A 20,934-nucleotide genomic window follows, 5' to 3' on the forward strand; every position below is an offset into this window, starting at 1 on the left:
GAGAGCTTGCCCTTGGCTACTGACGGTGCCTACCGATTTGAATTACCCGGGATTCGCGCCGAATCTCTCCCGCCTGCTCCATGCGCGCCAGGGTGCGATAGAGCGCTTCATGACTGAGGCCCAGTTCCTGGGCCAGGCTTTTGTAGCTGACTGGTACGATGTATCGACCCTCGGCGTCGGCCTGGAGAGCGAGGTGCAGCGTGATGCGCTCGCGGGCCGACTTCACGTTTCGCAGTTCGAGCCGGGTGCGCAGGTCCATCACCTGGTGCGCGAGCGCGCTGAGCCAGTCCTGAGCCAATGTGGGTCGTTGAATCATCAGATCCAACACGGCTTGCCGCGGGAAACTTCTCACTCGCGCACAGTCAACCACCCGACAGTCGCAGCCGTAACGCTCATTGAAGAGCGATCCTTCCGCTACCACTTGTCCGGGACCCAGAAGCGCCAAGGGCAGCGCGCGACCGTCCATGGTGGTTCGCTCCAGCTGGCATGTTCCCTGGGCAATGACGTGCAGTTGCCGCACGGGATCGTTGCGGCGGAACAGGTACCCGCCTTGCGACATTTCGCTGTGAGTGACCGTTGCCCGGAGCTCTTCCAGCTAATCTCCCGGTTCCGCGGACGGCATGGTGTCAGTGTATCCCCGCCTTGCGCTGTTCCTGGCGCACCCAGGCGATGATATCGCGCATCTGATCTTGGGTGATGTCGGGTTGTGCCGGCATGTCGCCAAATGGCCAGTGATGTTGGCGTACACCCTGTTTGGCAGCCAGCACAAAGGCGATGTCGGCGTGGTGGCTGGGTTCGTAGATCTTGTGAATCAGCGGTGGGCCCTTGTCGGTGCCACGGGCGCTGGTGCCGTGGCATTCGGCGCAGGTCTTGAGGAACGCTTGCTGGCCTGCCGCCGGCTCACCGGTTGAGGGTGATCCGGCAGCAGGCAGCTCTGATTCGCAGGCGGTCAGGACCAGAGGCGCCAGAAGAAATATCCAAGCGTGTTTCATTTGCTGCTCCTAGCGTTTCTTCCGTGAAGCATAGACCGAGGTGGGATTGCTGCAGCAGGGGCTGCCCGGGTGCGCCAGATTGGCGCGCGCGTTGCGATCGAGATAGCTCTGCAGGGCGATGACAATTCGTGCCCGTCGATCCATGGCAATGCCCATGCCCTGTTCGCGCAGCCTGGCGACCAGGCTGTCGAGCGCTGTGATACGCACATCGTAGGTGACCCCGACGGTCCTGCGGTCAGCGGCGATCTGCACCGCGATCAGGCCTTCGATCGCCGCTTCGCTGTCGAATTTCCGCTGATTCTGATTCTCGATTCGCAGCCGCTTGTCGCGGCGTGCCTCGCGGGGCAGGTCGGGTAGTTGAGTCATGGTGTTGACCTCAGCGTCGCGTTTGCGCGCGGTCATCCATCTGCCGCCAGCGCTGATAGATCTCCTTTGGCCACTTGGTTTGCAGCCAGGCGATAAGGTCGATCATGTCGCGCTCCGAGAGCTTCTCTCTCCACGGTGGCATGCTGCCACCCTGGGCAATACTGCCGTCACGTATCGTCGCCAGCAGCACCGGCAGGGGGTGGTGCCACATATGGCCGGTGCCGTCGAGCGGGGGCGGGCGAAACTTGCCGTCAGCGCCCGGCGTGCGCCAATTGGCGTCTCCTTCGGCCTGTTTGCCGTGACACTCGGCGCAGTTCGCCTGAAACAGCTTCGCTCCCTGCATGACCGAGGCGAAGTTGCGCGGATTGGGTCGGTAGGTGCCTGGCTCGGATGCCGGCCAGGCGGTCGGAGCCAGGGAGAGCAGGCCCCAGATGGCCAGCGTCATACCACGTTTCGTGAATGGTTTGATCTTCATAGTGCGTACCCGTCAATGCTTGGCAATCGACCTCGCACCGGCATAGCGGTTGTGACCGATGCCGGAGACGAGGGTTCCTGAGGCCTATGGGGCCCGGTTCAAACGCGGTGGGTACGCGGTGGTCTCAACGGTGGAGCGGCGCGGTACTGGGGCCAGTCCGGAGCAGGGGCGACTGGCGGAGGTTCGTCAGCTGCAAAGGTTCTCGATTGTGTCGTCACCATGACCGCTACGCAGGCGCTGCAAACCCTGCACTGAACCTGGCAGGTATCGGTCATGGCCGATTGGCAGGCGCTGGTGTCATTGTTTCCCTGCATTTGCACGCAGTGATTCCCGGCGGCTGGTGCGTGGTCGAACGCCGTGACGGTGTTCAGCGGGAGCCCGGGCAAGGTGATCAGCAGGCAGACGGCCAGAAATCTTGCCAATCGGGGATAGGGGCGCATGGGGCTAGCTTTTCACAGCCGGGAAAGAGGTGTCAAACCAGGGTGCTCGATGATGCGCGGTTTGACAAACAGCGAAACGTCGCCAATACTCTGTCGATACCCCTCCCCCCCTGGGGTGGGAAATACTCCACACTCAATCGAGGCGCAACATGATCGAACTGAAGGTAACCGGCATGACCTGTGGCCATTGCGAAAGCGCGGTCAACAAGGCTTTGGCAGCGGTGGCGGGCGTGACCCGTGTGGTTGAGGTGAACCGGGAGAAGAATCGCGTCGTGGTCGAGGGCAGCGCGGATGCGCAGGCGCTCATCGCGGTGATCAAAGAGGAAGGCTACACGGCAGAGCTCGCCTCGTGAGTGAGGCGTGCTGTGGGCCCGGCCTGCGACTCGACCCCAGCGCGCGCGAAGAGGCGCGGCGCCGATTGCTCTCCATTCGCGGCCACGCGGAAGGCATCCTGCGCATGCTGGAGGACGAATCCATCTACTGTGTCGATGTGCTGAAGCAGATCAAAGCCGTGCAGGGCGCCCTCGACAAGGTCGGTGTGCTGGTGCTCAAGAGTCACCTCAAGGATCACGTGGTCACCGCCGCCCAGCGCGGCGATACCGATGAGATCGTGGCCGAGTTGATGGAAGTGTTGAAGTATCGATGACTGCATTGAGCTTTTCAACGCAGAGCCGCCAAGGGGTCAAAGGTGCGCTTGGTACGCCATATGTCGTCCTGCCGGCGCTGGCCGGCATCCCGGTCGTTGGTACCCCTGATTCGAGGATCGACATCAAAAACTTTACGTCCTATGCATCTCTGCGTGTCTGCATTAAAAGGCCTCTATTATGACCACTGAAATCCGTTTCGGCGTACAGGGCATGACCTGCGCATCCTGCGTCGGGCGCGTTGAACGCACGCTGAAAAAGCAGCCGGGTGTGGAAGTGGCGACGGTCAACCTGGCTACCGAACAGGCTACCATCGCCTACGATCCCGCCAGCACCGATATTCCCGGTCTGCTCGAAGCGGTCAATGATGCCGGCTACGCCCCGGTGCGCGCCCATCTTGAGCTGGGCGTGCAGGGGATGACCTGTGCCTCGTGTGTCGGGCGCGTGGAGCGGGCAGTGAAGAAGCTGCCCGGTGTGCTCTCGGCCAGCGTCAACCTGGCCACCGAGAAAGCCGCCATCGACTATCTGCCGGGTGCCGTTACCGCGACCCGGATCAAGGCGGCGATCGCCGATGCCGGTTACCAGCCCCTCGATGTCGAAGGCGCGGCGACGGAGCTCGGCGATGCGCGCGATCGCGAACAGGCCGAGCTCAAACGGCTGCTGTGGATCAGCGGCCTGTGCACCCTGCCGGTGGTGATCATCGCCATGGCGCCGATGATGGTGCCGGGTCTGGCGGTGGCCATGGCCAAGTTGCTGCCGGAACCGGTCTGGGACTGGCTGGAGTTTCTGTTCGCCACACCGGTGCAGTTCTACGCCGGCCGGCGCTTCTACAGGCAAGGCTGGGCGGAACTCAAACATCTCAATCCGGGGATGAACACCCTGGTGATGATGGGCAGCTCGGCGGCCTATTTCTACTCGGTGGTGGCGGTGATCGCACCCGGCCTCTTCCCGCCCGGGACGGCCAATCTCTACTTCGAGGCGGCGGCGGTCATCATCACCCTGATCCTGATGGGCAAGTACCTGGAGGCCAAGGCCAAGGGGCGCACCTCGGCGGCGATCGAGAAACTGATGCAGCTCCAGGCCAAGACCGCGCGGGTGGTGCGCGATGGCCGGGCTATGGAGATCCCCATCGAAGAGGTTTTACCCGGTGACCTGGTGCAGGTGCGCCCTGGCGAGCGGGTGCCGGTCGACGGTGTTGTGACCGAGGGCTCGAGCTACGTCGACGAGTCCATGATAACCGGCGAGCCGATCCCGGTGGAGAAAGGCATCGATGCCCCGGTAGTGGGCAGCACCGTCAACAAGACCGGCGCCTTCACCTTCCGCGCGACCAAGGTCGGCGCTGATACCGTGCTGGCGCAGATCATCAAGATGGTCGAGGAGGCCCAGTCGGCCAAGCCGCCCATTCAGCAACTCGCCGATCAGATCGCGGGGATCTTTGTCCCCATCGTCATCGTCGCTGCCGCCATCACCTTCGGCATCTGGCTGTGGATCGGGCCGGAGCCCACGCTCAACTACGCCTTTGTCGCGGCGGTGAGCGTGCTGGTGATCGCCTGCCCCTGCGCCATGGGGCTCGCCACGCCGACCGCCATCATGGTCGGGACCGGCAAGGGGGCGGAGATGGGCACGCTGTTCCGGCAGGGGACGGCGCTGGAGCTGATGGCGCGGGTCGATACCGTGGTGCTGGACAAGACCGGTACGCTCACCAAGGGGCGACCCGAGTTGACCGACCTGCAGGTGCTCGAAGGCGAAGAGAACAGTGTGCTGGCGCTGATCGCTGCCGCCGAGGATCAGAGCGAGCACCCCATCGCCCAGGCCATCGTCGCTGCGGCACGCGGTCGCGGGCTGGACCTGCCTAAGGTGGATGCTTTTAATGCTATCCCCGGTTTCGGCCTCGAGGCTGAAGTGGCGGGTCGGCGGGTCGAGGTTGGCGCCGATCGATACATGCGCAGGCTCGGTATCGAGTTGGACGTTGTCAGCGAGACCGCGGATGCCCTGGCCGATCAAGGCAAGTCACCTCTCTATGCCGCCATCGATGGTCGATTGGCTGCAGTGTTGGCGGTGGCCGATCCTCTGAAAGAAGGAAGTAAAGTGGCCATCGCCGCACTCCATGAACAGGGGATGCTGGTGGCGATGCTCACCGGTGATCACCGCCGCACCGCTCAAGCTATTGCCCGCCAGGTGGGTATCGATCGCGTGTTGGCGGAGGTGCTGCCTGACGAGAAGGCGGCCGAGGTCAAGCGACTGCAGGCCGAGGGCCGACGCGTCGCCTTTGTCGGCGATGGTATCAACGATGCCCCGGCGCTGGCGCAGGCCGATGTGGGTGTGGCCATCGGCACCGGCACCGATATCGCCATCGAGGCGGGTGACGTGATCCTGATGTCGGGCGATCTGCGTGGCATCGCCAATGCGGTGGCCCTGTCGCGAAGCACCCTGCGCACCATCCGTCTCAATTTCTTCTGGGCTTACGCCTACAACGTGGCGTTGATCCCCGTCGCCGCAGGGGTGTTGTTCCCGCTGATCAAACTGCTGTTGAATCCTATGCTGGCGGCAGCGGCAATGAGCGTTTCCAGTATTTTTGTGGTCAGCAATAGTCTGCGGCTGCGGAACTTTCGCCCCTTCCTGACGGAGCCAACTTGAGATGCGACGATATTTGCATGCCGTGAATAAATGGATTGAACCGAATGGGGCTCTGGTGGTCAATCTGCATGTATTCACGCTAAAGAAATTCGTTAACCGGTAGCTGCTATGGGTACAGTTTCCACATCACCGTTGTACGGTAGCAACTCAAGCGTGCGCAAGGCGTTTGCGGCTGCTTTGACGCTGTTGATGTTGTGGTCAACGGGCGTGCTGGCCGCGTGGTGTGGTGATCCTGATACTCACTGGACACACCCCGGCGCGGATCAGGTATGGATCAAGTCCTCTATAGCCGAAATCCATAAACATCGTGAATACTGCTCAAGCGCGCCGGTGTTATCCCTTTCCGCCCTGCCGACTGCCAACAATGGTGGCAGAGACGGTTGGACGTCTGATTCATCACATCCTTCTGCCCAGGGCGCTGCAGCGGAATTTTTTACGAGAGATCATGTTGTTGATGCAGTAAAGCTGGCCCGGGGTGAAACGGGATCGCCGCCGATATATCTGATTTATCAGAAACTTCTCATCCCCTTCCCCTCCTGAAATCACTGTTTCGAACCGCTGGTGGATGGCTCACAGGGCTGCCACCCAATCGTCGATACTCGCTATTCAGGAAATGATTATGTTTATCCACGTCCTCGCTTCTAAAACGCTGCCGCTAGGCCGCATGCATTTACTCGGTGTCTTGGTGTTGAGCTCTGCCATTGGCGCTACCGCCTACGCGGCTGGTCGCGGCGAGCATGGCCACGCGGACGCTGTGCCAGAACACAACGCCATGATGAACAAGGGGCACATGGAGGCTGAGGGCGCTCATGCTCATGAGCAGTGGGTGGCGCCGCCGGCAGATTATGCCGCGTACCGCAACCAGAACTGGGATGACCAAGCGGCTATACAGCGCGGCCACAAGACTTTTGATGCCCAATGTGCCGCCTGCCACGGTGTCGATGGACGCGGCATTGGCCCAGCGGCCGCGGCTTTGGATCACAAGCCCGCCGATCTGACGCAACATTTTCATCGTGGTCCGGGAATGGGCGATGCTTATCTATTTTGGCGGGTCAGCGAGGGTGGTACCGCCGAACCGTTCCGGTCGCAGGGGTCTGCAATGCCTCCCTACAAAGCGATGTTGGACGAGCAGGATCGCTGGGATGTTCTAACATATGTTCATAACCTGTTTCACCAGTCATTCGAGGGACAGCATGACGAGGATAACGGCAAGGTTTCAAGTGATCGGCATTGAAGACAAGAAGGTGCTTTATAGGACCCCGTCGTCATCATTCTGATCGCGGATCAGCTTACGACAAGAGCTTGTGGAATGACACCTGACAGCACCAACGTAAGTGGCTACCCGTCGCGGCGCAGGCGCGCCGGGCTTGCCGTTGTGCTGTCCGTATTGCTGTTTTGGTCGAATGCAGTTCTGGCTGCGTGGTGCTCTGACCCTACGGTCCATTGGCTTCATCCCGGTCAGGATCAGATCGGCCTCCAATCGAAAGGCGCTCCGGGTCATCGTGAAACGGTTTGCAAGTTAATACCTGCGAATCGTATGCAGACATTTCCCACTAAAACGATTGCCGATGGAAACGACTCGAGTTCGTCGGACGCATGCGTCGATTCTTTCGTCGGTTGCGGCTTGAAGGCTTGGCAAACAAGTGATTTGAGGACCGCCTCAAAACTGTTCATCGATATCGCAGCTCCCCCTCTCTATCTCGTCTATCACAGACTGTTGCTTCCCTTCGCCACCTAACTCCGACGCCCGGTCGATAGGGCGGTAATGCCTATTCCAGTCGACGGCCCTTCACGGCTGATGCGCTGAAATGGGAAAACCCGTTCCCCTCCTGGTCAGGCACTCAAGGTATGGCGGAGCCCTTTCTGGCCCGTCGAACCCGTTAGTCGGGGCCTATCGCCCCCTCTCTAGCAAGGGAAGCAAAAATGATTCATTGCACACTGCGTCGTCGCTGCGTTACCGGCGTGGCCACGCTGACTTTAGCGCTGGCTCCCCTGGGGCTTCTTGCGGCTCCCATCGTTTATGTGCCTGCAGGCGAAGCCAATCGCGTACTCGTTATCGACAGCGCGATCGATCAGGTGGTGGGTAATATCGATGGGGTATTAAACACCCATGGACTGGCAAGCGATCCGGCCGGAAAACGCCTCCTGGCAGGCAGTCTTAAAGTGCGCGATGTCAGCGATGCGCCTGCCAAGCCAGCTGGTGTAACGGAGGATGAGCATCAAGCCCACCATGCCGCGAGCGCGAACCCTGTAGTACCCAGTGTTACAAGCTCTGATCTGGTCGGCACTGTTTATCTGATCGATGTCTCGGGAAAACGTATCGTGCGCCAGATCGATGTGCCGGGCTCGGTGCATCACAACCTGATTACCGTTGATGGCCGTTACGGTATTTCCACACATCCCACCGCAGGCGTTATCAGCGTTATCGATCTCAACACCGGTGAGTTGGCCACGCAAGTTGCTACCGGAGTGGTACCCAACTATGTCGTCTCAAATCGCGAAGGCAGCCGGCTGTGGGTCAGCAATACCGGTAACAACACGGTGAGTGAAATCGACACGCGACGCTGGATAGTGCGGCGCAATCTGATTGTCGATCAGTCGCCCGAGCACATGGTGCTGTCACCCGATGAGTCGAGCCTCTATGTCATTGCTAATGGCGCAGGGCAAGTGGTGGAGCTGGATCTGGTAAGTGGAGAGATCGTGCGCCGCCACCCGGTAGGCAGCGACCCGCACGGCATCGATATCTCCGATGACGGTACCCAACTCTATGTAGCCATAAAAGGTGACAACAAACTGGCGGCGATTCAACTGAACACCGGCGTGGTTCGCGCTCTGCCGCTGGGCCCTGATCCTTATCACTTGGCGACAATCAAGGACACAGGAAAGGTGTATGTCTCAAGCCGCAAGGATTCCAAGTTATGGGTGGTCAGTCAGCGCGATCTGAAGTTGGTAGGTGAAATTCCCATTTCCGGCATCGGGCATCAAATGGTGGTGATGAAGAAATGAGCACCAACATTCAAGAGCGAAGGTTCAAGTCATGAAGCCTTGGTTTTGTGGCTTGGTGTAACGAAATTAACTGGAAGGAGCGAACGATGAAAAAGCAGGCACTGATAGTGGCATTGAGTATGGCATTGAGCACGCCGTTGGCATTGGCCGATGAGAAAGGTGCAGAGGGATCAGCGTCAGGCATGAACCCGCAAATGACGCAACAGGGTGGTATGGGAATGATGCCGATGATGCGTCAGATGCAGGAGATGCAGGAGCACATGAATGCGATTCAGGGGACCGACGATCCCGAGGAGCGGCAGAAGCTCATGAATGAACACATGGGCAACATGCAGAACATGATGAAGATGATGCAGGGCATGTCCGGAATGATGGGCATGATGGGCGGTCGCGTTGGGATGATGGGTCCCGGCATGATGGGAGGAGGACCGGGAATGATGGGCGGTGGACCTGGAACGATGATGGGTCCGGGGATGATGGGTGGCGCGCAGAACGCGATGCCTTGTCCTGGCGTTCAGGGCGGTGACATGAACCGTACGCAAATGATGGAGCAACGGCTCGATGCCATGCAGCAGCTCATGGATCAGATGCTGCAGAGTCAGCAGGAGTTGATGAAAGGCATGCCGGGCATGGGCGGTGGTATGCGGAGATAACCAGCCGTCACAAGGGCGCGAAGAGGCGGTATGGCCTCTTCGCGCGCAGGATTATCCGGGAGTACATGCAATGGAACAGACCGCGACCGAACACCATTCACACACAACCCTTTCACGCCGAATGGAAGGATTGGAACACGTCGCCCTGCCGATCGCGGGCATGACTTGCGCCAAGTGTTCCGCGCGGGTGGAGGACGCGCTGAACGCGGTAACTGGGGTGCGCCATGCCACAGTCAACCGCGCTGAAGGTGTTGCGCATATCGGCTTTGATGGGGATGTAACCTCCGTCGCGGCACTGGTTGCCGCGGTGAAAAAGAGCGGGTTTACGCCCGGTGTGAGCCGCTTGAGCGTGGTTGTTGAAGGGATGCACTGTGCATCGTGCGTTACTCAGTTGGAGGCCGCGCTCAAGGCGGTGCCCGGTGTCGTGGGCGCCAACGTGAATACCGTTTCGAATCAGGCTGAAATCTCCTATCTACCGGATCATGTCGAAATGGATGCTGTGCGGCGCGCCATCGAATCCGCCGGTTACAAAATGGCGCAGGTGGCGAAAGGCGCAGAAGAAGGCACTGAACAGACTGCACCGAGTGAGGACAACGAGTACCGTGGCTTGATGCGCAAATGGTGGTTTGCCGCAGTGATTTCGGTGCCAGTGATGTTTTTCAGTTATCCGGATCTGATTCCGGGGCTGCGCGACTGGATGCCCATGGGGAGTCCCGAACGGCGAGTGGTGTGGGGCGTGCTCGGGTTGCTGACATTACCGGTTATGCTCTGGTCCGGATCCCAGTTCTACAGCGGCATGTGGGCGGGTCTCAAGCATCGTTCAGCCAATATGCATACGCTGATCGCTCTTGGTATCAGCGCCGCCTTTCTCTATTCCGTGGTGGCGGTGCTCTTTCCTGCGTTGTTCCCGGAGCAGGCGCTCGCCGAAGTGTTTTGGGACGTCTCCGCCGTAGTGGTCGCGCTGGTGGTACTGGGTATGGCGTTGGAGGTAAAGGCCAAAGGCCGCACATCCGAGGCCATCAAGAAATTGGTTGGTCTGCAGGCCAAGACGGCGCGCGTGGTGCGTAACGGCGAGGAGCTCGATCTGCCGGTGGAAGAGGTGATGGTGGGTGACCTGGTGGTGGTGCGTCCGGGTGAAAAGGTGCCGGTGGACGGGCTCATCGAAGGTGGCTCCAGCAGCATCGACGAGTCGATGATTACTGGCGAATCGTTACCGGTAGAAAAACGCGCCGGTGACGAGGTGATCGGCGCCACACTCAACAAGACCGGCAGCTTCCGCTTCCGTGCCACCAAGGTGGGCAAGGATACGGCACTGTCCAACATCATCCGCATGGTACAGGATGCCCAAGGCTCCAAGGCGCCGATCCAGCGGGTCGTGGACCAGGTCTCGGGCTATTTCGTGCCCACTGTGATGATTCTCGCGATCCTCGCCTTCATCGCCTGGTACAACTTTGGTCCCGAGCCACGCGCGGTCTACGCCACCATCGTTCTGGTCACCACGCTGATCATTGCCTGTCCTTGTGCACTGGGATTGGCGACGCCAACCTCGCTCACCGTCGGCATCGGCAAGGGCGCCGAGCAGGGCATTCTGATTCGCTCGGGAGACGCCTTGCAGACCGCTAAAGCACTCAACGCCATCGTGCTCGACAAGACGGGTACCATCACCCGTGGCGAACCGGCGCTGACCGATGTCGTTGTTGCCAGCGGCTTTGAGGAGGACGAAGTAATGCGCTTCGCTGCCGCTCTAGAGCGTGGTTCCGAGCATCCCCTGGGCGAAGCCATTGTCCGCGGTGCCGATGAGCGCAGTATCGCACGAGCTGATGCGAAGGACTTTGCCGCGGTTCCCGGCCACGGGGTAAGCGGTGTCGTGAATGGTCAGACGTTGCTGCTGGGCAATCGCAAGCTGATGACCGATCGCGGCGTGGACCCGGCGGCTCTGGACGATGACTGGGAACGACTCGCCCGTGAGGGCAAGACGCCCATGTTCCTGGCAGTGGATGGCAAGGCTGCCGGTCTGGTGGCAGTGGCGGATACGGTCAAGCCCGATTCGAAGATGGCCATTGCTCGGCTCAAACGCATGGGGCTGGAGGTGATCATGCTCACCGGGGATAACCAGTGCACGGCCGACGCCATCGCGCTTCAGGTGGGTGTGGACCGGGTGTTGGCGGAGGTGCTGCCCGAGCAGAAATCCCACGAGGTTCAGAAGCTCCAGCTCGAAGGCAAGACCGTAGCGATGGTGGGGGACGGGATCAACGACGCCCCAGCTTTGGCTCAAGCGGATGTGGGGTTGGCCATTGGCACTGGGACCGATGTAGCCATTGAGGCGAGCGATATCACTCTCATCAAGGGCAGCCTTATTGGCGTGGTCACAGCGATCGATATCAGTCGCGCCACGATGCGCAACGTTTACCAGAATCTGTTCGGGGCGTTTATCTACAACGGCCTGGGAATTCCGATTGCCATGGGGGTTCTCTATCCCTTCTTCGGGCTGTTGCTCTCGCCGCTGATCGCCGCGGCTGCCATGGCTTTCAGCTCGGTCACGGTGGTGACCAATGCCAACCGCCTGCGCCTGTTTCAACCCCAAGGAGAAAGATCATGACCCCGGATCGCTGGCTGGTGACGCTTCTCGGCCTTGCACTAATTGCACTGATCGTCTGGTTCTTTTGGTTGAAGCGTTCGCAAGGTATCCGAGCGGACTTTACATCTTCGGGTTTTCAAGTGGCCATGATCCTGGTCAAGGGTGGTTACACGCCCGATGTGATCGTAGTGCAGGCGGGTAAGCCCGTGCGGCTCAATTTCCGGCGTGAAGAGACAGCTTCGTGTTCGGAGAAGGTTGTGTTTGCGGATTTTAACAAGAGCGCCGATTTACCGACCGGCGAAACCGTGTCGGTGGAATTTATCCCCAAGGAGCCTGGGGAGTTCGAATTCGCATGTCAGATGGGCATGTTTCGAGGGCGGTTAATAGTCGAGTGATGAACGGAGGAACGCACATGATGGGTGGTGAATGGGGAAGCGGGTGGATGGGATTCGGCGGCATCTGGATGGTGCTGCTATGGGTGCTGGTGATACTCGGGATCATTGTTTTGATCCGTCGGATATGGGTTCGACCCGGGGAGTCGGGCGCCGATTTCCAACCAACGGCATTGGAAATTCTCAAGGGGCGCTATGCGCGGGGCGAGATCGATCGCGAAGAGTATGAACAGATGCGTCGTGATTTAAGCAATTAAGCTTCCGGAGGAGCGTATCGTGATTTCATTGGTGCTCTTTATTCCCATGCTGGCGTTGCCTGCGTTTTGGCTCGCCCCAGCTCCGATCGCTTTGTCGTTTTATGCCTTGGTGTTGCTCGGTTGTCTGGCGACCTATTTCTATCTTTCGCGCTTGCGCCGCCGGTACGCCAGCACGCTGCGACAACTGCTGTACGGGAGGAGCGGCGCTGTGATTCAGATTGCTCCCTACCTTCGCGTGCACATCGAGGGCGAGCCGTGGAGTGCGCAGTCGGGCGAGGCGTTGCGGTCGGTGACCGGGTGTTCGTGCATGAGGTGAGTGGTGTGCGAATTCAGGTCGGCAAAAAGACGTTGCCGGCAAGCCGATCACTTCCTTCGGTCGAGGCTGATCCATGAACACGTTCGAAGCATATGGGCAGTGGTCTATGGTGGCGCTCAATGTCGCCTTCTTTCTCTTTTTCCTAACGAGCTTTCTCGCGCCGCGGGGATGGGCGGAGTGGCGCAACTTGGGTGCCGTGGGCGCTTTCCTTGTTGCGCTCTTTACTGAGATGTACGGGTTCCCGCTGACCATCTACCTGTTGTCTGGATGGCTGGGTGAGAGCTATCCGGTACTCAATCCCCTGACGCATCAAAACGGACATCTGTGGGTGGCATTGTCGGGTGGGTCGCTCGCGGTCTGGGGCTTGGTGATGGTTGTCAGTTCACTGTTGCTGATAGCGGGTTACATCCTGCTCGCCCGTGGTTGGCGGCGTGTGCATTGGGCCGGCGGGGATCTGGTGACCGACGGTGTATACGCCTCCGTACGCCACCCGCAGTACACCGGCTTTTTTCTAGTCATTGCCGGGTTCTTCATCCAATGGCCAACAATTCTGACGGTGCTCATGGCGCCTGTGCTGATCGTGGCCTACCGCCGTTTGGCCTTACGCGAGGAGCGGTTATTGCTGGAACGATTCGGCGACGCTTATGAGCGCTACCAGCGCGCGACGCCGCGCTTTTTCCCCCCTCCCGGGCATTGGCGGACGCTGTTCGATGCAAGGCCGCCGGTTGCCAAATGACTTGTAGGAGATAGGTGATGGAAGGGTTGCTTTCGCTGTTGCTCTTTGCCGGGTTGTTCTACCTGATGATGCGTTTCGGCTGCGGTGCGCATTTGATTCACGGTCATGGGGCGGGCAGTAATCCATCTGGTAAACACAAGGACCCGGTTTGCGGTATGGAGGTCGATCCCAACGCTGGGTACGGTAAAGCGCATGAAGGCACGCTGTATCGATTCTGTTCACGATCCTGCTTGGACAAATTCGAGAATGATCCTGATCAATACTTGAAAAATGATTCGCTCGACAAATCGATGACATAGACGGCAAAGGGCTTGGGCGGTTTGATGCGAGCTCGGTAATCACTCGAGGAGTACTAGCGATGAAAGTTGGAATATCACTATCTGCGGTGGGTCAAGCGAGCAGTATTTTTTTGCTGTTCACCTTTCTGCTCTGTGTAGGCTTCGATTTGCTTTTCCCACAGTGGGCCATGTTCGAGTCCTGGCGCAAACTGCTGCCCGGGTTTGAGTGGATCAGCTGGCGCAGCGTGTTAGTGGGAGCGGTTGAGGCCTACGGCTACGGTTGGTTCTTTGCGCTGATTTGGGTTCCGCTTTACAACTTCTTCGCGAACCGCGCGGCGCACGGAGCGGGGGCTTGATGACGATGCACGACCCGGTCTGCATGATGGAAGTAGACCCGCGCAGCGCCGCGGCGATGGTCGTTCATAGAGGCCACGGTTACTACTTCTGCTCAGAAATCTGTCGCAACAAATTTAACGCTGATCCGAACATCTTCATCGGTAAGCATCTTGCGCCTGCTCTTTGTGTGGGCGTTATGGGGTCGGCCGGTTCGGACGATGCCGAGTGGCTGCGACAGCACGCTTTTCGCCTGGGCAAGGAGATCGCCCATCAGGGGCTGACGTTGATTACGGGCGCATGCCCTGGCTTGCCCTACGAGTGCGCGCGGGGGGCGTGGCAATTGGGTGGTATGTCGATTGGTATCTCCCCTGCGTTGAGCCTCGACGAACACGTCCACAAATACCTATCGCCGGTCGATGCGTTCGATGTGCTGGTTTACACGGGCAGTGGGCTCATGGGTCGCGAGGTCACCAATATCCGTTCCAGCGACATGGTGGTGGTGCTGGGTGGCCGCTCCGGCACGCTGGGCGAGTTTGCCATCGCCTACGACGAAGGGAAGCTCATCGGCGTGCTGAAAGGGAGTGGCGGTATCGCCGATCAGTTACCGGCGCTGGTTGAATCGATCGGCAAAGAGACCGGTGCGCTCATGGTTTATGAATCTGAACCGGAACGACTGCTGCAGCGGATGCTCGACGCGTACCGGGGCGGACACTTCCGCAAACCGAACTGTTTCTGCAACGAACAAATCGCTGCCGCGGGCTGAGCGGTGCTCGGATTTCAAAGACGCAACTACAAGATTCAGGAGAGCTGATGAACAGGATAATGACGATCGATATGAAAGCTGCCGCTGCGCTACCAACCCTGCTGATCTCCCTGCTATGGATGGCGCCGTCGATGGCGGCCGAACACGCTGTAGATCGTGACCTGGTCCAACGCATCCGTGACGAGGTTATAAAAGAGTTACGCGAAAGTGGCGCTCTTGCCCGGGAGGTAGATGCAGGTATCGGTCGGGCGATCGCGCGTCAGCGTGCCGAAGCGCAACGCCGTCCACAGCAGGAGGAGCAGGCAGAGGCAAAGAATGTCCGTCCGGTCGATCCTGCGCGGGATCATATCTACGGCAATCCGACCGCAAAGGTTTCGCTGATCGAGTACTCCGATTTTGAATGCCCCTTCTGCAAGCGCTTTCACCAGACCGCGAAGCAATTGGTGGACGAATCGGGCGGTCAGGTTAACTGGGTCTATCGCCACTTTCCGCTCGGCTTTCACAACCCTGCCGCTCAGCGTGAAGCCGAGGCAACGGAGTGCGCTGCCGAACTGGGCGGTAATGACGCCTTTTGGAAGTACTCGGATCTCGTGTTTGAGGCAACGCCGTCCAATGGAAAAGGCGTGCCTCCTGAACAACTGACACCACTCGCCACCAAGATCGGCCTCAACAGCAAGCAATTCAAGAGCTGCCTTGACAGCGGTCGCCACAGTGCACGGGTCCAGGAAGATTTTGTAGAAGGCACGGATATAGGCATTACAGGAACACCTGGCAACATCTTGCGCAACAACGAAACAGGCAAAGTTCTAAGCCGGGCGGGGGCTCGCCCGATTGAACATTTGAAGGCGGCGGTTGCGGAGTTGCTTCGGTAATTCACTCCCGGCAGAGACATGGGCAAACAGTCGGAGAACAGGCGTATGAATGATCCTATTGTGAAACAAAATGAAACGCGTCCCATCGGTCGCGATCTTTACTTGCTGGCTCGCTATTGGCTGACACAACGCCGCGTACAGATACTGCTTGCTGCCGCACTATTCGGCGTGGGCGCCTGGTTCAATTGGAGCTGGCTTGTGGCGGTCGGTATGGCGCCATTGGTCCTTGCTTTGGCCCCTTGCGCGGTGATGTGTCTACTGGCTATGTGCATGCACAAAGGGCACGGCAAAGACTCTTGTCATGGTTCGGAGAGTGGCTCGGGGGGCGACACAAAACCCACGCAAATATCAAAGTCAGACAGTTAACAGTCTTTGCAAAGAATGACCATGTCGTTGGATGTATTGCTGATACTGGTGCTCAGTGTCGCATTCGGTTGGCTGGCCCGCCGGTTTCGCTTCCCAGTCGCCGTGGCGCAGGTGCTGCTGGGCATGTTGATTGGACCGCCCGTGCTGGGTTGGATCGAAGTCGGTGAGGCGATTCGGTTATTCGGGGAGCTGGGGGTCGTCCTGCTTCTGGGCTTCGCCGGAATGGAATTGGGTGTGCAGCGTTTAGCGGACGCCGGGCGTTCGGGCGTGCTGGTTGCAATCCTTGGCATTGGCCTTTCTTGGGTAGCGGGATACGGGGTGGCGATCGGGTGGGGTTCGCAAGCGCCCGAGGCGGTTTATGTGGGTATCGTTCTGGCCGCTACCAGTGTCGGGATCAGCGTCCAGGTGCTGCGACAGTACGGACTGATCGAGCGGCGCGTCGGGGAAATCGTGCTGGCGGCCGCTGTCATCGATGATGTGATCGCGTTGTACCTTCTGGCTGTCGCGCACGGCACATTTTCCAAGGTCTTCAGTGCTGAAATGCTGGGCATATCGCTGGTGGCGGGCATTGTGTTGCTGCCAGCGATTTTCTGGAGCGGCCGCTCGCTTTTTCAATCCACCGGCGGGTTTCTGCTGGAGCGGGGTTCGTACGTGACGGTAACGGCAGTCGCTGTTTTTCTGGTCATTGCCGGCTGGGCGACAGATCTCGCGGGGTTTTCTCCCGTCGTCGGTGCGTTTTTTGCCGGTTTGGGTGTCAGGGCCGGTTTCGACCGTCAGGCCAAGCTGGTGCCCGCGTCATCGTTCGAACCGCTGGTTGCCCTTATTACACCATTTTTCTTTATCGCTATCGGCAGTCGCGCGGATTGGAGCGTGATCGCAGATGCCGGAATGCCGTTGCTGTTGATTGGTTTGGTGATTGCCGCTTTTGCGGGAAAAGTATTGGGCGCTATGGCGGGCGCCCTGAGTGTGAAGGGTTGGGAGGCGCGCGCTGGTGGGATTTGGCATGTCGCCCCGAGGCGAAGTGGCGTTGGTGATTGCGGCTCTGGGATTTTCCCAGGGGCACCTATCGCATCACATGTTGGTTGCGCTGGTGCTGATGACGGTCCTCTGCGCACTGCTGGCACCGGTGGGCATGGCCTACTTTGCGCGCAGGTGCCGAACATCGGCGAGCGCGAAGACTGAGGCGCGAGGGTCAAACCATGGATAACGCGGTGGCGTTAGTGCAGGCGTATCTCAATCTGAACGGTTACTTCACCGTGACTGAATATCCGGTCCTGGAAATGCAACGCGGACGCCGCTTTCGTGTAGTCACGGATCTCGACATCCTGGCTTTCCGTTTTCCCCATGCGGGTCGCCGGGTTATCGGCGATGCTGCACGCGCAACCCGTTTTGAGACCGATCCCGAGTTAGGGTGCCCGGTTGGGCAGTCGGACATGATTATTGGTGAGGTCAAAGAAGGACGAGCAGAACTGAATCGCGGCGCACGAAATCCCAAGGTCATTGCTGCAGTGCTTGCCCGCTTTGGCTGTTGTTCGGCGGATACCGTAGCGGGGGTGGTAGAGACGTTGTTACGGGATGGGCGGGCGGTTACAGAAACGGGTCACTGTGTGCGTCTCCTCGCTTTCGGCAGCGTCAACCCGAATGGTGTTAGCGAGTCATTTGAGTCGCTAGCACTACGGCATGTTGTCGAGTATCTGCAAAGCTATTTACGCCAACACTGGGAAGTGCTGCGTCACGCGCAGTTCAAGCACCCGGCTTTTAGTTTTCTCATGACGCTGGAGAAGGCGCTACGCCATGGCAGTGCCGCCGGTGCCTAACGTCTCTCGTCCGCTGGGAAGAAGCTCGGTTATTGAGATTTCGGGTGCTGGCCCGGCTGGTCTCGCTGCGGCGCTTGCGGTAACCGCAAACGGGGGCCAGGCCCGCGTTTATGAAAAACGCTCGGAGGTTGGGGCGCGTTTCCACGACGATTTTCAGGGCCTGGAGAACTGGACCAGAGATGAAGATGTGCTGGATGAGCTGGCGGCACATGGTATCGCGCTGGATTTTGAGCACATCCCTTTTTATGAGCTTACTTGCTTCGATCCGCAAGGGCGCAGCAAGACATTTCGCGCGCCGCGTCCGCTGTTCTATCTGGTGCGGCGCGGTACCAGGGCTGGATCGCTTGATCATGCGTTAATGCATCAGGTTGCAGCGGCCGGCGTTGATCTACGTCTCAACGAACCACGGCATCAGCTGCCGGACGGTGGCATTGTCACCGAGGGGCCGCGTCGCGCCGATGACATCGCCTCCGGGTTGGTGTTTACCACCGACATGGCCGATGGCGCCTACGCCGCAGCTTCCGACGATCTCGCTCCAAAGGGTTACGCTTATTTACTGATTTGCGGAGGGCGAGGAACGCTCGCAACCTGTCTGTTCACCGATTTCCATCGAGAGCGTGTTTATCGCGAGCGCAGCGTCGCGTTTTTCACCACGCATGTGGGATTACGCATGCACGACATCCGACACTTCGGCGGTATTGGCAACTTCTTCCTACCGCCTGTTGCTCGCAAAGGCGCAATGCTCTACGCCGGTGAGGCGGCGGGGCTACAGGATCCGCTGTTCGGTTTCGGGATGCGCTGGGCGATCGGCTCTGGAACTCACGCAGGACGCGCTCTGATCAGCGGTGACCTGGATGGCTACGAACGGTTCTGGAATGAGCAATGCGTGGCATTTCATGAAACCGCAGTCACCAATCGCTGGTTCTTCGAACGCCTTGGAAACCGAGGCTATCGCTCCTTGTTGGGCCACCTAGACACCACAGTAGATCCGCGTGCCTGGTTGCAACGGTGCTACCGGCCACAGAACTGGAAGCGGCTGTGGTATCGGTGGGTGGGACATCGCCGCTTTCCTGCGCTGACCTTACCGAGATCGAATTGTGATTGCACCTGGTGCCGGTGTAACGGGCAGCTGGGTATTGCGGTGTGACCGAGCTTCAGCGGGTCGAATCGTAACGGAGGTGTGTGATGGATACTTTGATCTTGGATGGACGCAGAAGATTCCTGGTTGCAAGCACCACGCTGGTAGGCGCCGCAGGGTTAACCATGAGTGCGATTCCCTTTCTGGCTTCTTTGAAGCCGAGCGCGTTGGCCAAGGCGCAAGGCGCACTGGTGGAGGTTGATATCAGTAAGATCGAACCGGGGCAGCAGATCACGGTCACGTGGCGCAAGACGCCGGTGTGGGTCCTGCGTAGGACGCCGGAGATTCTCGAGCGCATCGATCGGCCAGAACACCTCGAACAACTTCTCGATCCGAACTCGGAGGTAACGACCCAGCAGCCCGATTACGCGCTCAATTCGCATCGTTCGATACGTGATGAGTACTTCATCGTCGTCAGCATCTGCACGCACCTGGGGTGTGTACCGACCTTCCGTCCGGAGGTGGCACCCGCCGATCTGGGTCCTGATTGGCCGGGCGGCTATTTCTGCCCTTGTCACGGCTCGCGCTTCGATTTTGCGGGGCGGGTCTTCAAGGGCGTACCGGCACCGAAGAATCTGTTGATACCCCCTTACCGCTTTCTGAGCGACACGCACATCGAGATCGGTGTCGATCACGGTACAGCGCAATCTTGAATCAGCGAAAAAATCTCACTTGAGAGTGAAATACCGACTAAACCCAACTCTTATGCCAAGCAGCGCGTTACATGCGCGCGTCGTATTCACAGATATTGGCTCAGCCAAGTGCTTGCGTGATCGTGATCCGGTACGCCTGGCTTATGTAGTGAAGGAGTGTTCGCTGTGGCAGTGATTCAAACGCTGAGCAACCATCGGTTTCCTTGGTACGTGCGCCTTTTTTTCTGGAATCAGCGGCGCCGCTACGGGAGCGTGCTCGAGCCGGCCCGGTTATGGGGGCGCTCTCCCAAAGTTTTCGCCGCTTTGGCCTTGTTGTACGGTGCCTTCGATCGCCGTGCCTCACCCCTTGATCCTGTATTAAGAACGCTGGTGACGGTTCGTGTCTCCCAGATCAATTGGTGTGCCTTTTGTGTCGATATCAACTCGTCGTTGGCTTTGAAACGCGGTCTGTCTGAGGAGAAGCTGCTGGCGCTGGGTGATTATGCGCAAAGCCCGTTATTTGATGATCGGGAGGTAGCGGTATTGCGCTACGTCGAAGCGGTTACTTTCAGTGATCGGCAGCCGGCCAAACGGCATTTCGAGGCGCTACGGAACTATTTTGATGACGATGCGATCATCGAGCTGACCGGCCTCATCGGCTTTCAGAATATGTCCAGCAAGTTCAACGCCGCGCTGGGTGTGGAGCCGCAGGGATTTTGCCGGATACCCGTTTCGGAGACTGAAGTAAAGGAGTTGGAGTGATGTGGTTGGCGGTAACCCTAGCGGTGGTGTTGGTCGTTGCGACTTTTCTCACCCACTTTTCGATGCTGCGCTGGTTGTCGGGCGGGATGGGCCGCATACCCATGCGAAAACCGACGAGAATGATCGCTATTGTACTGGCCACCCTGGCAGCGCACCTGGTGGAGATCGGTCTCTATGCCGGGGTGATTTTCGTTGCGGCGGAGTTCAGCCAGATGGGAGGATTGGGCGGCGTCCCTGTCGCGGCGCCGCTCGATTACCTCTATTACTCCGCAGTTACCTTTACTTCGCTCGGATTGGGGGATGTATTCCCAGTGGGTCATCTCCGTTTTCTCACAGGTGTCGAGGCATTGAACGGTCTGCTGTTAATCGCCTGGTCAGGTTCATTCATCTACATCGCTATGGGGCGCCTGTGGCAGTGGCAGCCGTGTGCGGAGCCGCGGTGCTCGAAGTCTGGCGATAGAACGAAGGTGGTGTAGCG

The 20,934-nt window shown here is 59.1% G+C and carries 26 protein-coding genes; 22 read left to right on the top strand and 4 right to left on the bottom strand.

Going from position 1 to position 20,934, the window contains the following annotated elements; all coding sequences use genetic code 11:
- Positions 1–16: 16 nt before the first annotated feature.
- From DWQ09_09035 to DWQ09_09050, 4 genes are all read right to left on the bottom strand, one after another.
- Positions 17–559, bottom strand: a complete 543-nt coding sequence (locus tag DWQ09_09035; GenBank protein KAA3628265.1) for a Crp/Fnr family transcriptional regulator — start codon at positions 557–559, stop codon at positions 17–19.
- Between the two features lie 67 nt (positions 560–626).
- The gene (locus tag DWQ09_09040; GenBank protein ID KAA3628266.1) at positions 627–992 is read right to left on the bottom strand and encodes a cytochrome c; all 366 of its coding nucleotides are present in this window, start codon (positions 990–992) and stop codon (positions 627–629) included.
- Positions 993–1,001: 9 nt separating this feature from the next.
- Positions 1,002–1,394, bottom strand: coding sequence for a hypothetical protein (locus tag DWQ09_09045; GenBank protein KAA3628267.1), 393 nt, complete (start codon positions 1,392–1,394; stop codon positions 1,002–1,004).
- Positions 1,369–1,833, bottom strand: a complete 465-nt coding sequence (locus DWQ09_09050) for a cytochrome c (protein ID KAA3628268.1) — start codon at positions 1,831–1,833, stop codon at positions 1,369–1,371. The genes DWQ09_09045 and DWQ09_09050 overlap by 26 nt, the downstream gene beginning before the upstream one ends.
- Before the next feature lie 589 nt (positions 1,834–2,422).
- On the opposite strand from DWQ09_09050, the gene DWQ09_09055 reads away from it, so the two are divergent.
- From DWQ09_09055 to DWQ09_09160, 22 genes are all read left to right on the top strand, one after another.
- The gene (locus DWQ09_09055; protein ID KAA3628269.1) at positions 2,423–2,626 is read left to right on the top strand and encodes a heavy-metal-associated domain-containing protein; all 204 of its coding nucleotides are present in this window, start codon (positions 2,423–2,425) and stop codon (positions 2,624–2,626) included.
- Between the two features lie 23 nt (positions 2,627–2,649).
- Positions 2,650–2,919 carry a hypothetical protein gene (locus DWQ09_09060; GenBank protein ID KAA3628437.1) on the top strand — a complete coding sequence of 90 codons (270 nt, stop codon included), beginning with the start codon at positions 2,650–2,652 and terminating at the stop codon, positions 2,917–2,919.
- Positions 2,920–3,097: 178 nt separating this feature from the next.
- A complete protein-coding gene (locus tag DWQ09_09065; protein ID KAA3628270.1) occupies positions 3,098–5,554 on the top strand; it encodes a Cu(2+)-exporting ATPase in 2,457 nt (818 codons plus the stop codon).
- Between the two features lie 565 nt (positions 5,555–6,119).
- A complete protein-coding gene (locus tag DWQ09_09070; protein ID KAA3628271.1) occupies positions 6,120–6,788 on the top strand; it encodes a hypothetical protein in 669 nt (222 codons plus the stop codon).
- A gap of 689 nt (positions 6,789–7,477) precedes the next feature.
- Positions 7,478–8,560: a YncE family protein gene (locus DWQ09_09075; GenBank protein ID KAA3628272.1), complete on the top strand. Its 1,083-nt coding sequence runs from the start codon at positions 7,478–7,480 to the stop codon at positions 8,558–8,560.
- Positions 8,561–8,646: 86 nt separating this feature from the next.
- The gene (locus DWQ09_09080; GenBank protein ID KAA3628273.1) at positions 8,647–9,213 is read left to right on the top strand and encodes a hypothetical protein; all 567 of its coding nucleotides are present in this window, start codon (positions 8,647–8,649) and stop codon (positions 9,211–9,213) included.
- Between the two features lie 160 nt (positions 9,214–9,373).
- The gene (locus DWQ09_09085) at positions 9,374–11,812 is read left to right on the top strand and encodes a heavy metal translocating P-type ATPase (GenBank protein KAA3628438.1); all 2,439 of its coding nucleotides are present in this window, start codon (positions 9,374–9,376) and stop codon (positions 11,810–11,812) included.
- Complete coding sequence (locus DWQ09_09090; GenBank protein ID KAA3628274.1) at positions 11,809–12,186, top strand: cupredoxin domain-containing protein; 378 nt, start codon at positions 11,809–11,811, stop codon at positions 12,184–12,186. The genes DWQ09_09085 and DWQ09_09090 overlap by 4 nt, the downstream gene beginning before the upstream one ends.
- A 17-nt stretch (positions 12,187–12,203) precedes the next feature.
- The gene (locus tag DWQ09_09095; GenBank protein ID KAA3628275.1) at positions 12,204–12,440 is read left to right on the top strand and encodes an SHOCT domain-containing protein; all 237 of its coding nucleotides are present in this window, start codon (positions 12,204–12,206) and stop codon (positions 12,438–12,440) included.
- Positions 12,441–12,459: 19 nt separating this feature from the next.
- On the top strand, positions 12,460–12,756 hold the full coding sequence (locus DWQ09_09100) for a hypothetical protein (GenBank protein KAA3628276.1): 297 nt from the start codon (positions 12,460–12,462) through the stop codon (positions 12,754–12,756).
- A gap of 73 nt (positions 12,757–12,829) precedes the next feature.
- A complete protein-coding gene (locus tag DWQ09_09105; protein KAA3628277.1) occupies positions 12,830–13,492 on the top strand; it encodes an isoprenylcysteine carboxylmethyltransferase family protein in 663 nt (220 codons plus the stop codon).
- A gap of 17 nt (positions 13,493–13,509) precedes the next feature.
- The gene (locus DWQ09_09110; protein ID KAA3628278.1) at positions 13,510–13,791 is read left to right on the top strand and encodes a YHS domain-containing protein; all 282 of its coding nucleotides are present in this window, start codon (positions 13,510–13,512) and stop codon (positions 13,789–13,791) included.
- Positions 13,792–13,850: 59 nt separating this feature from the next.
- The gene (locus tag DWQ09_09115) at positions 13,851–14,126 is read left to right on the top strand and encodes a hypothetical protein (protein KAA3628279.1); all 276 of its coding nucleotides are present in this window, start codon (positions 13,851–13,853) and stop codon (positions 14,124–14,126) included.
- A 23-nt stretch (positions 14,127–14,149) separates the two neighbouring features.
- Positions 14,150–14,869 carry a YHS domain-containing protein gene (locus DWQ09_09120; GenBank protein ID KAA3628439.1) on the top strand — a complete coding sequence of 240 codons (720 nt, stop codon included), beginning with the start codon at positions 14,150–14,152 and terminating at the stop codon, positions 14,867–14,869.
- 131 nt (positions 14,870–15,000) lie between these two features.
- Entirely contained in the window at positions 15,001–15,741 is a 741-nt protein-coding gene (locus tag DWQ09_09125) for a disulfide bond formation protein DsbA (GenBank protein ID KAA3628440.1), read from the top strand.
- A gap of 18 nt (positions 15,742–15,759) precedes the next feature.
- Positions 15,760–16,107: a hypothetical protein gene (locus DWQ09_09130; protein KAA3628280.1), complete on the top strand. Its 348-nt coding sequence runs from the start codon at positions 15,760–15,762 to the stop codon at positions 16,105–16,107.
- Between the two features lie 15 nt (positions 16,108–16,122).
- Entirely contained in the window at positions 16,123–17,289 is a 1,167-nt protein-coding gene (locus DWQ09_09135) for a cation:proton antiporter (GenBank protein KAA3628281.1), read from the top strand.
- Positions 17,290–17,306: 17 nt separating this feature from the next.
- Positions 17,307–17,924: a hypothetical protein gene (locus tag DWQ09_09140; GenBank protein ID KAA3628282.1), complete on the top strand. Its 618-nt coding sequence runs from the start codon at positions 17,307–17,309 to the stop codon at positions 17,922–17,924.
- A complete protein-coding gene (locus DWQ09_09145) occupies positions 17,902–19,071 on the top strand; it encodes a hypothetical protein (GenBank protein KAA3628283.1) in 1,170 nt (389 codons plus the stop codon). The genes DWQ09_09140 and DWQ09_09145 overlap by 23 nt, the downstream gene beginning before the upstream one ends.
- Positions 19,072–19,109: 38 nt before the next feature.
- Positions 19,110–19,715, top strand: a complete 606-nt coding sequence (petA, locus tag DWQ09_09150) for a ubiquinol-cytochrome c reductase iron-sulfur subunit (protein ID KAA3628284.1) — start codon at positions 19,110–19,112, stop codon at positions 19,713–19,715.
- A gap of 171 nt (positions 19,716–19,886) precedes the next feature.
- Positions 19,887–20,456, top strand: coding sequence for a carboxymuconolactone decarboxylase family protein (locus tag DWQ09_09155; protein ID KAA3628441.1), 570 nt, complete (start codon positions 19,887–19,889; stop codon positions 20,454–20,456).
- Positions 20,456–20,932 (top strand): two pore domain potassium channel family protein, encoded by a 477-nt coding sequence (locus DWQ09_09160; GenBank protein ID KAA3628285.1) that lies wholly within the window; start codon positions 20,456–20,458, stop codon positions 20,930–20,932. The genes DWQ09_09155 and DWQ09_09160 overlap by 1 nt, the downstream gene beginning before the upstream one ends.
- Positions 20,933–20,934 lie beyond the last annotated feature (2 nt).

The organism is Pseudomonadota bacterium, assembly GCA_008501635.1.
In the GTDB taxonomy this organism is placed as follows: Bacteria; Pseudomonadota; Gammaproteobacteria; order QQUJ01; family QQUJ01; genus QQUJ01.

What these genes read in the sequence shown, in the direction of transcription:
- DWQ09_09035 (KAA3628265.1), bottom strand. Translation starts at nt 559, where the DNA reads ATGTCGCAAGGCGGGTACCTGTTCCGCCGCAACGATCCCGTGCGGCAA.
- DWQ09_09040 (KAA3628266.1), bottom strand. Translation starts at nt 992, where the DNA reads ATGAAACACGCTTGGATATTTCTTCTGGCGCCTCTGGTCCTGACCGCC.
- DWQ09_09045 (KAA3628267.1), bottom strand. Translation starts at nt 1,394, where the DNA reads ATGACCGCGCGCAAACGCGACGCTGAGGTCAACACCATGACTCAACTA.
- DWQ09_09050 (KAA3628268.1), bottom strand. Translation starts at nt 1,833, where the DNA reads ATGAAGATCAAACCATTCACGAAACGTGGTATGACGCTGGCCATCTGG.
- DWQ09_09055 (KAA3628269.1), top strand. Translation starts at nt 2,423, where the DNA reads ATGATCGAACTGAAGGTAACCGGCATGACCTGTGGCCATTGCGAAAGC.
- DWQ09_09065 (KAA3628270.1), top strand. Translation starts at nt 3,098, where the DNA reads ATGACCACTGAAATCCGTTTCGGCGTACAGGGCATGACCTGCGCATCC.
- DWQ09_09070 (KAA3628271.1), top strand. Translation starts at nt 6,120, where the DNA reads ATGGCTCACAGGGCTGCCACCCAATCGTCGATACTCGCTATTCAGGAA.
- DWQ09_09075 (KAA3628272.1), top strand. Translation starts at nt 7,478, where the DNA reads ATGATTCATTGCACACTGCGTCGTCGCTGCGTTACCGGCGTGGCCACG.
- DWQ09_09080 (KAA3628273.1), top strand. Translation starts at nt 8,647, where the DNA reads ATGAAAAAGCAGGCACTGATAGTGGCATTGAGTATGGCATTGAGCACG.
- DWQ09_09085 (KAA3628438.1), top strand. Translation starts at nt 9,374, where the DNA reads ATGACTTGCGCCAAGTGTTCCGCGCGGGTGGAGGACGCGCTGAACGCG.
- DWQ09_09090 (KAA3628274.1), top strand. Translation starts at nt 11,809, where the DNA reads ATGACCCCGGATCGCTGGCTGGTGACGCTTCTCGGCCTTGCACTAATT.
- DWQ09_09095 (KAA3628275.1), top strand. Translation starts at nt 12,204, where the DNA reads ATGATGGGTGGTGAATGGGGAAGCGGGTGGATGGGATTCGGCGGCATC.
- DWQ09_09105 (KAA3628277.1), top strand. Translation starts at nt 12,830, where the DNA reads ATGAACACGTTCGAAGCATATGGGCAGTGGTCTATGGTGGCGCTCAAT.
- DWQ09_09110 (KAA3628278.1), top strand. Translation starts at nt 13,510, where the DNA reads ATGGAAGGGTTGCTTTCGCTGTTGCTCTTTGCCGGGTTGTTCTACCTG.
- DWQ09_09115 (KAA3628279.1), top strand. Translation starts at nt 13,851, where the DNA reads ATGAAAGTTGGAATATCACTATCTGCGGTGGGTCAAGCGAGCAGTATT.
- DWQ09_09120 (KAA3628439.1), top strand. Translation starts at nt 14,150, where the DNA reads ATGATGGAAGTAGACCCGCGCAGCGCCGCGGCGATGGTCGTTCATAGA.
- DWQ09_09125 (KAA3628440.1), top strand. Translation starts at nt 15,001, where the DNA reads ATGGCGGCCGAACACGCTGTAGATCGTGACCTGGTCCAACGCATCCGT.
- DWQ09_09130 (KAA3628280.1), top strand. Translation starts at nt 15,760, where the DNA reads ATGGGCAAACAGTCGGAGAACAGGCGTATGAATGATCCTATTGTGAAA.
- DWQ09_09135 (KAA3628281.1), top strand. Translation starts at nt 16,123, where the DNA reads ATGACCATGTCGTTGGATGTATTGCTGATACTGGTGCTCAGTGTCGCA.
- DWQ09_09140 (KAA3628282.1), top strand. Translation starts at nt 17,307, where the DNA reads ATGGATAACGCGGTGGCGTTAGTGCAGGCGTATCTCAATCTGAACGGT.
- DWQ09_09145 (KAA3628283.1), top strand. Translation starts at nt 17,902, where the DNA reads ATGGCAGTGCCGCCGGTGCCTAACGTCTCTCGTCCGCTGGGAAGAAGC.
- petA (KAA3628284.1), top strand. Translation starts at nt 19,110, where the DNA reads ATGGATACTTTGATCTTGGATGGACGCAGAAGATTCCTGGTTGCAAGC.
- DWQ09_09160 (KAA3628285.1), top strand. Translation starts at nt 20,456, where the DNA reads ATGTGGTTGGCGGTAACCCTAGCGGTGGTGTTGGTCGTTGCGACTTTT.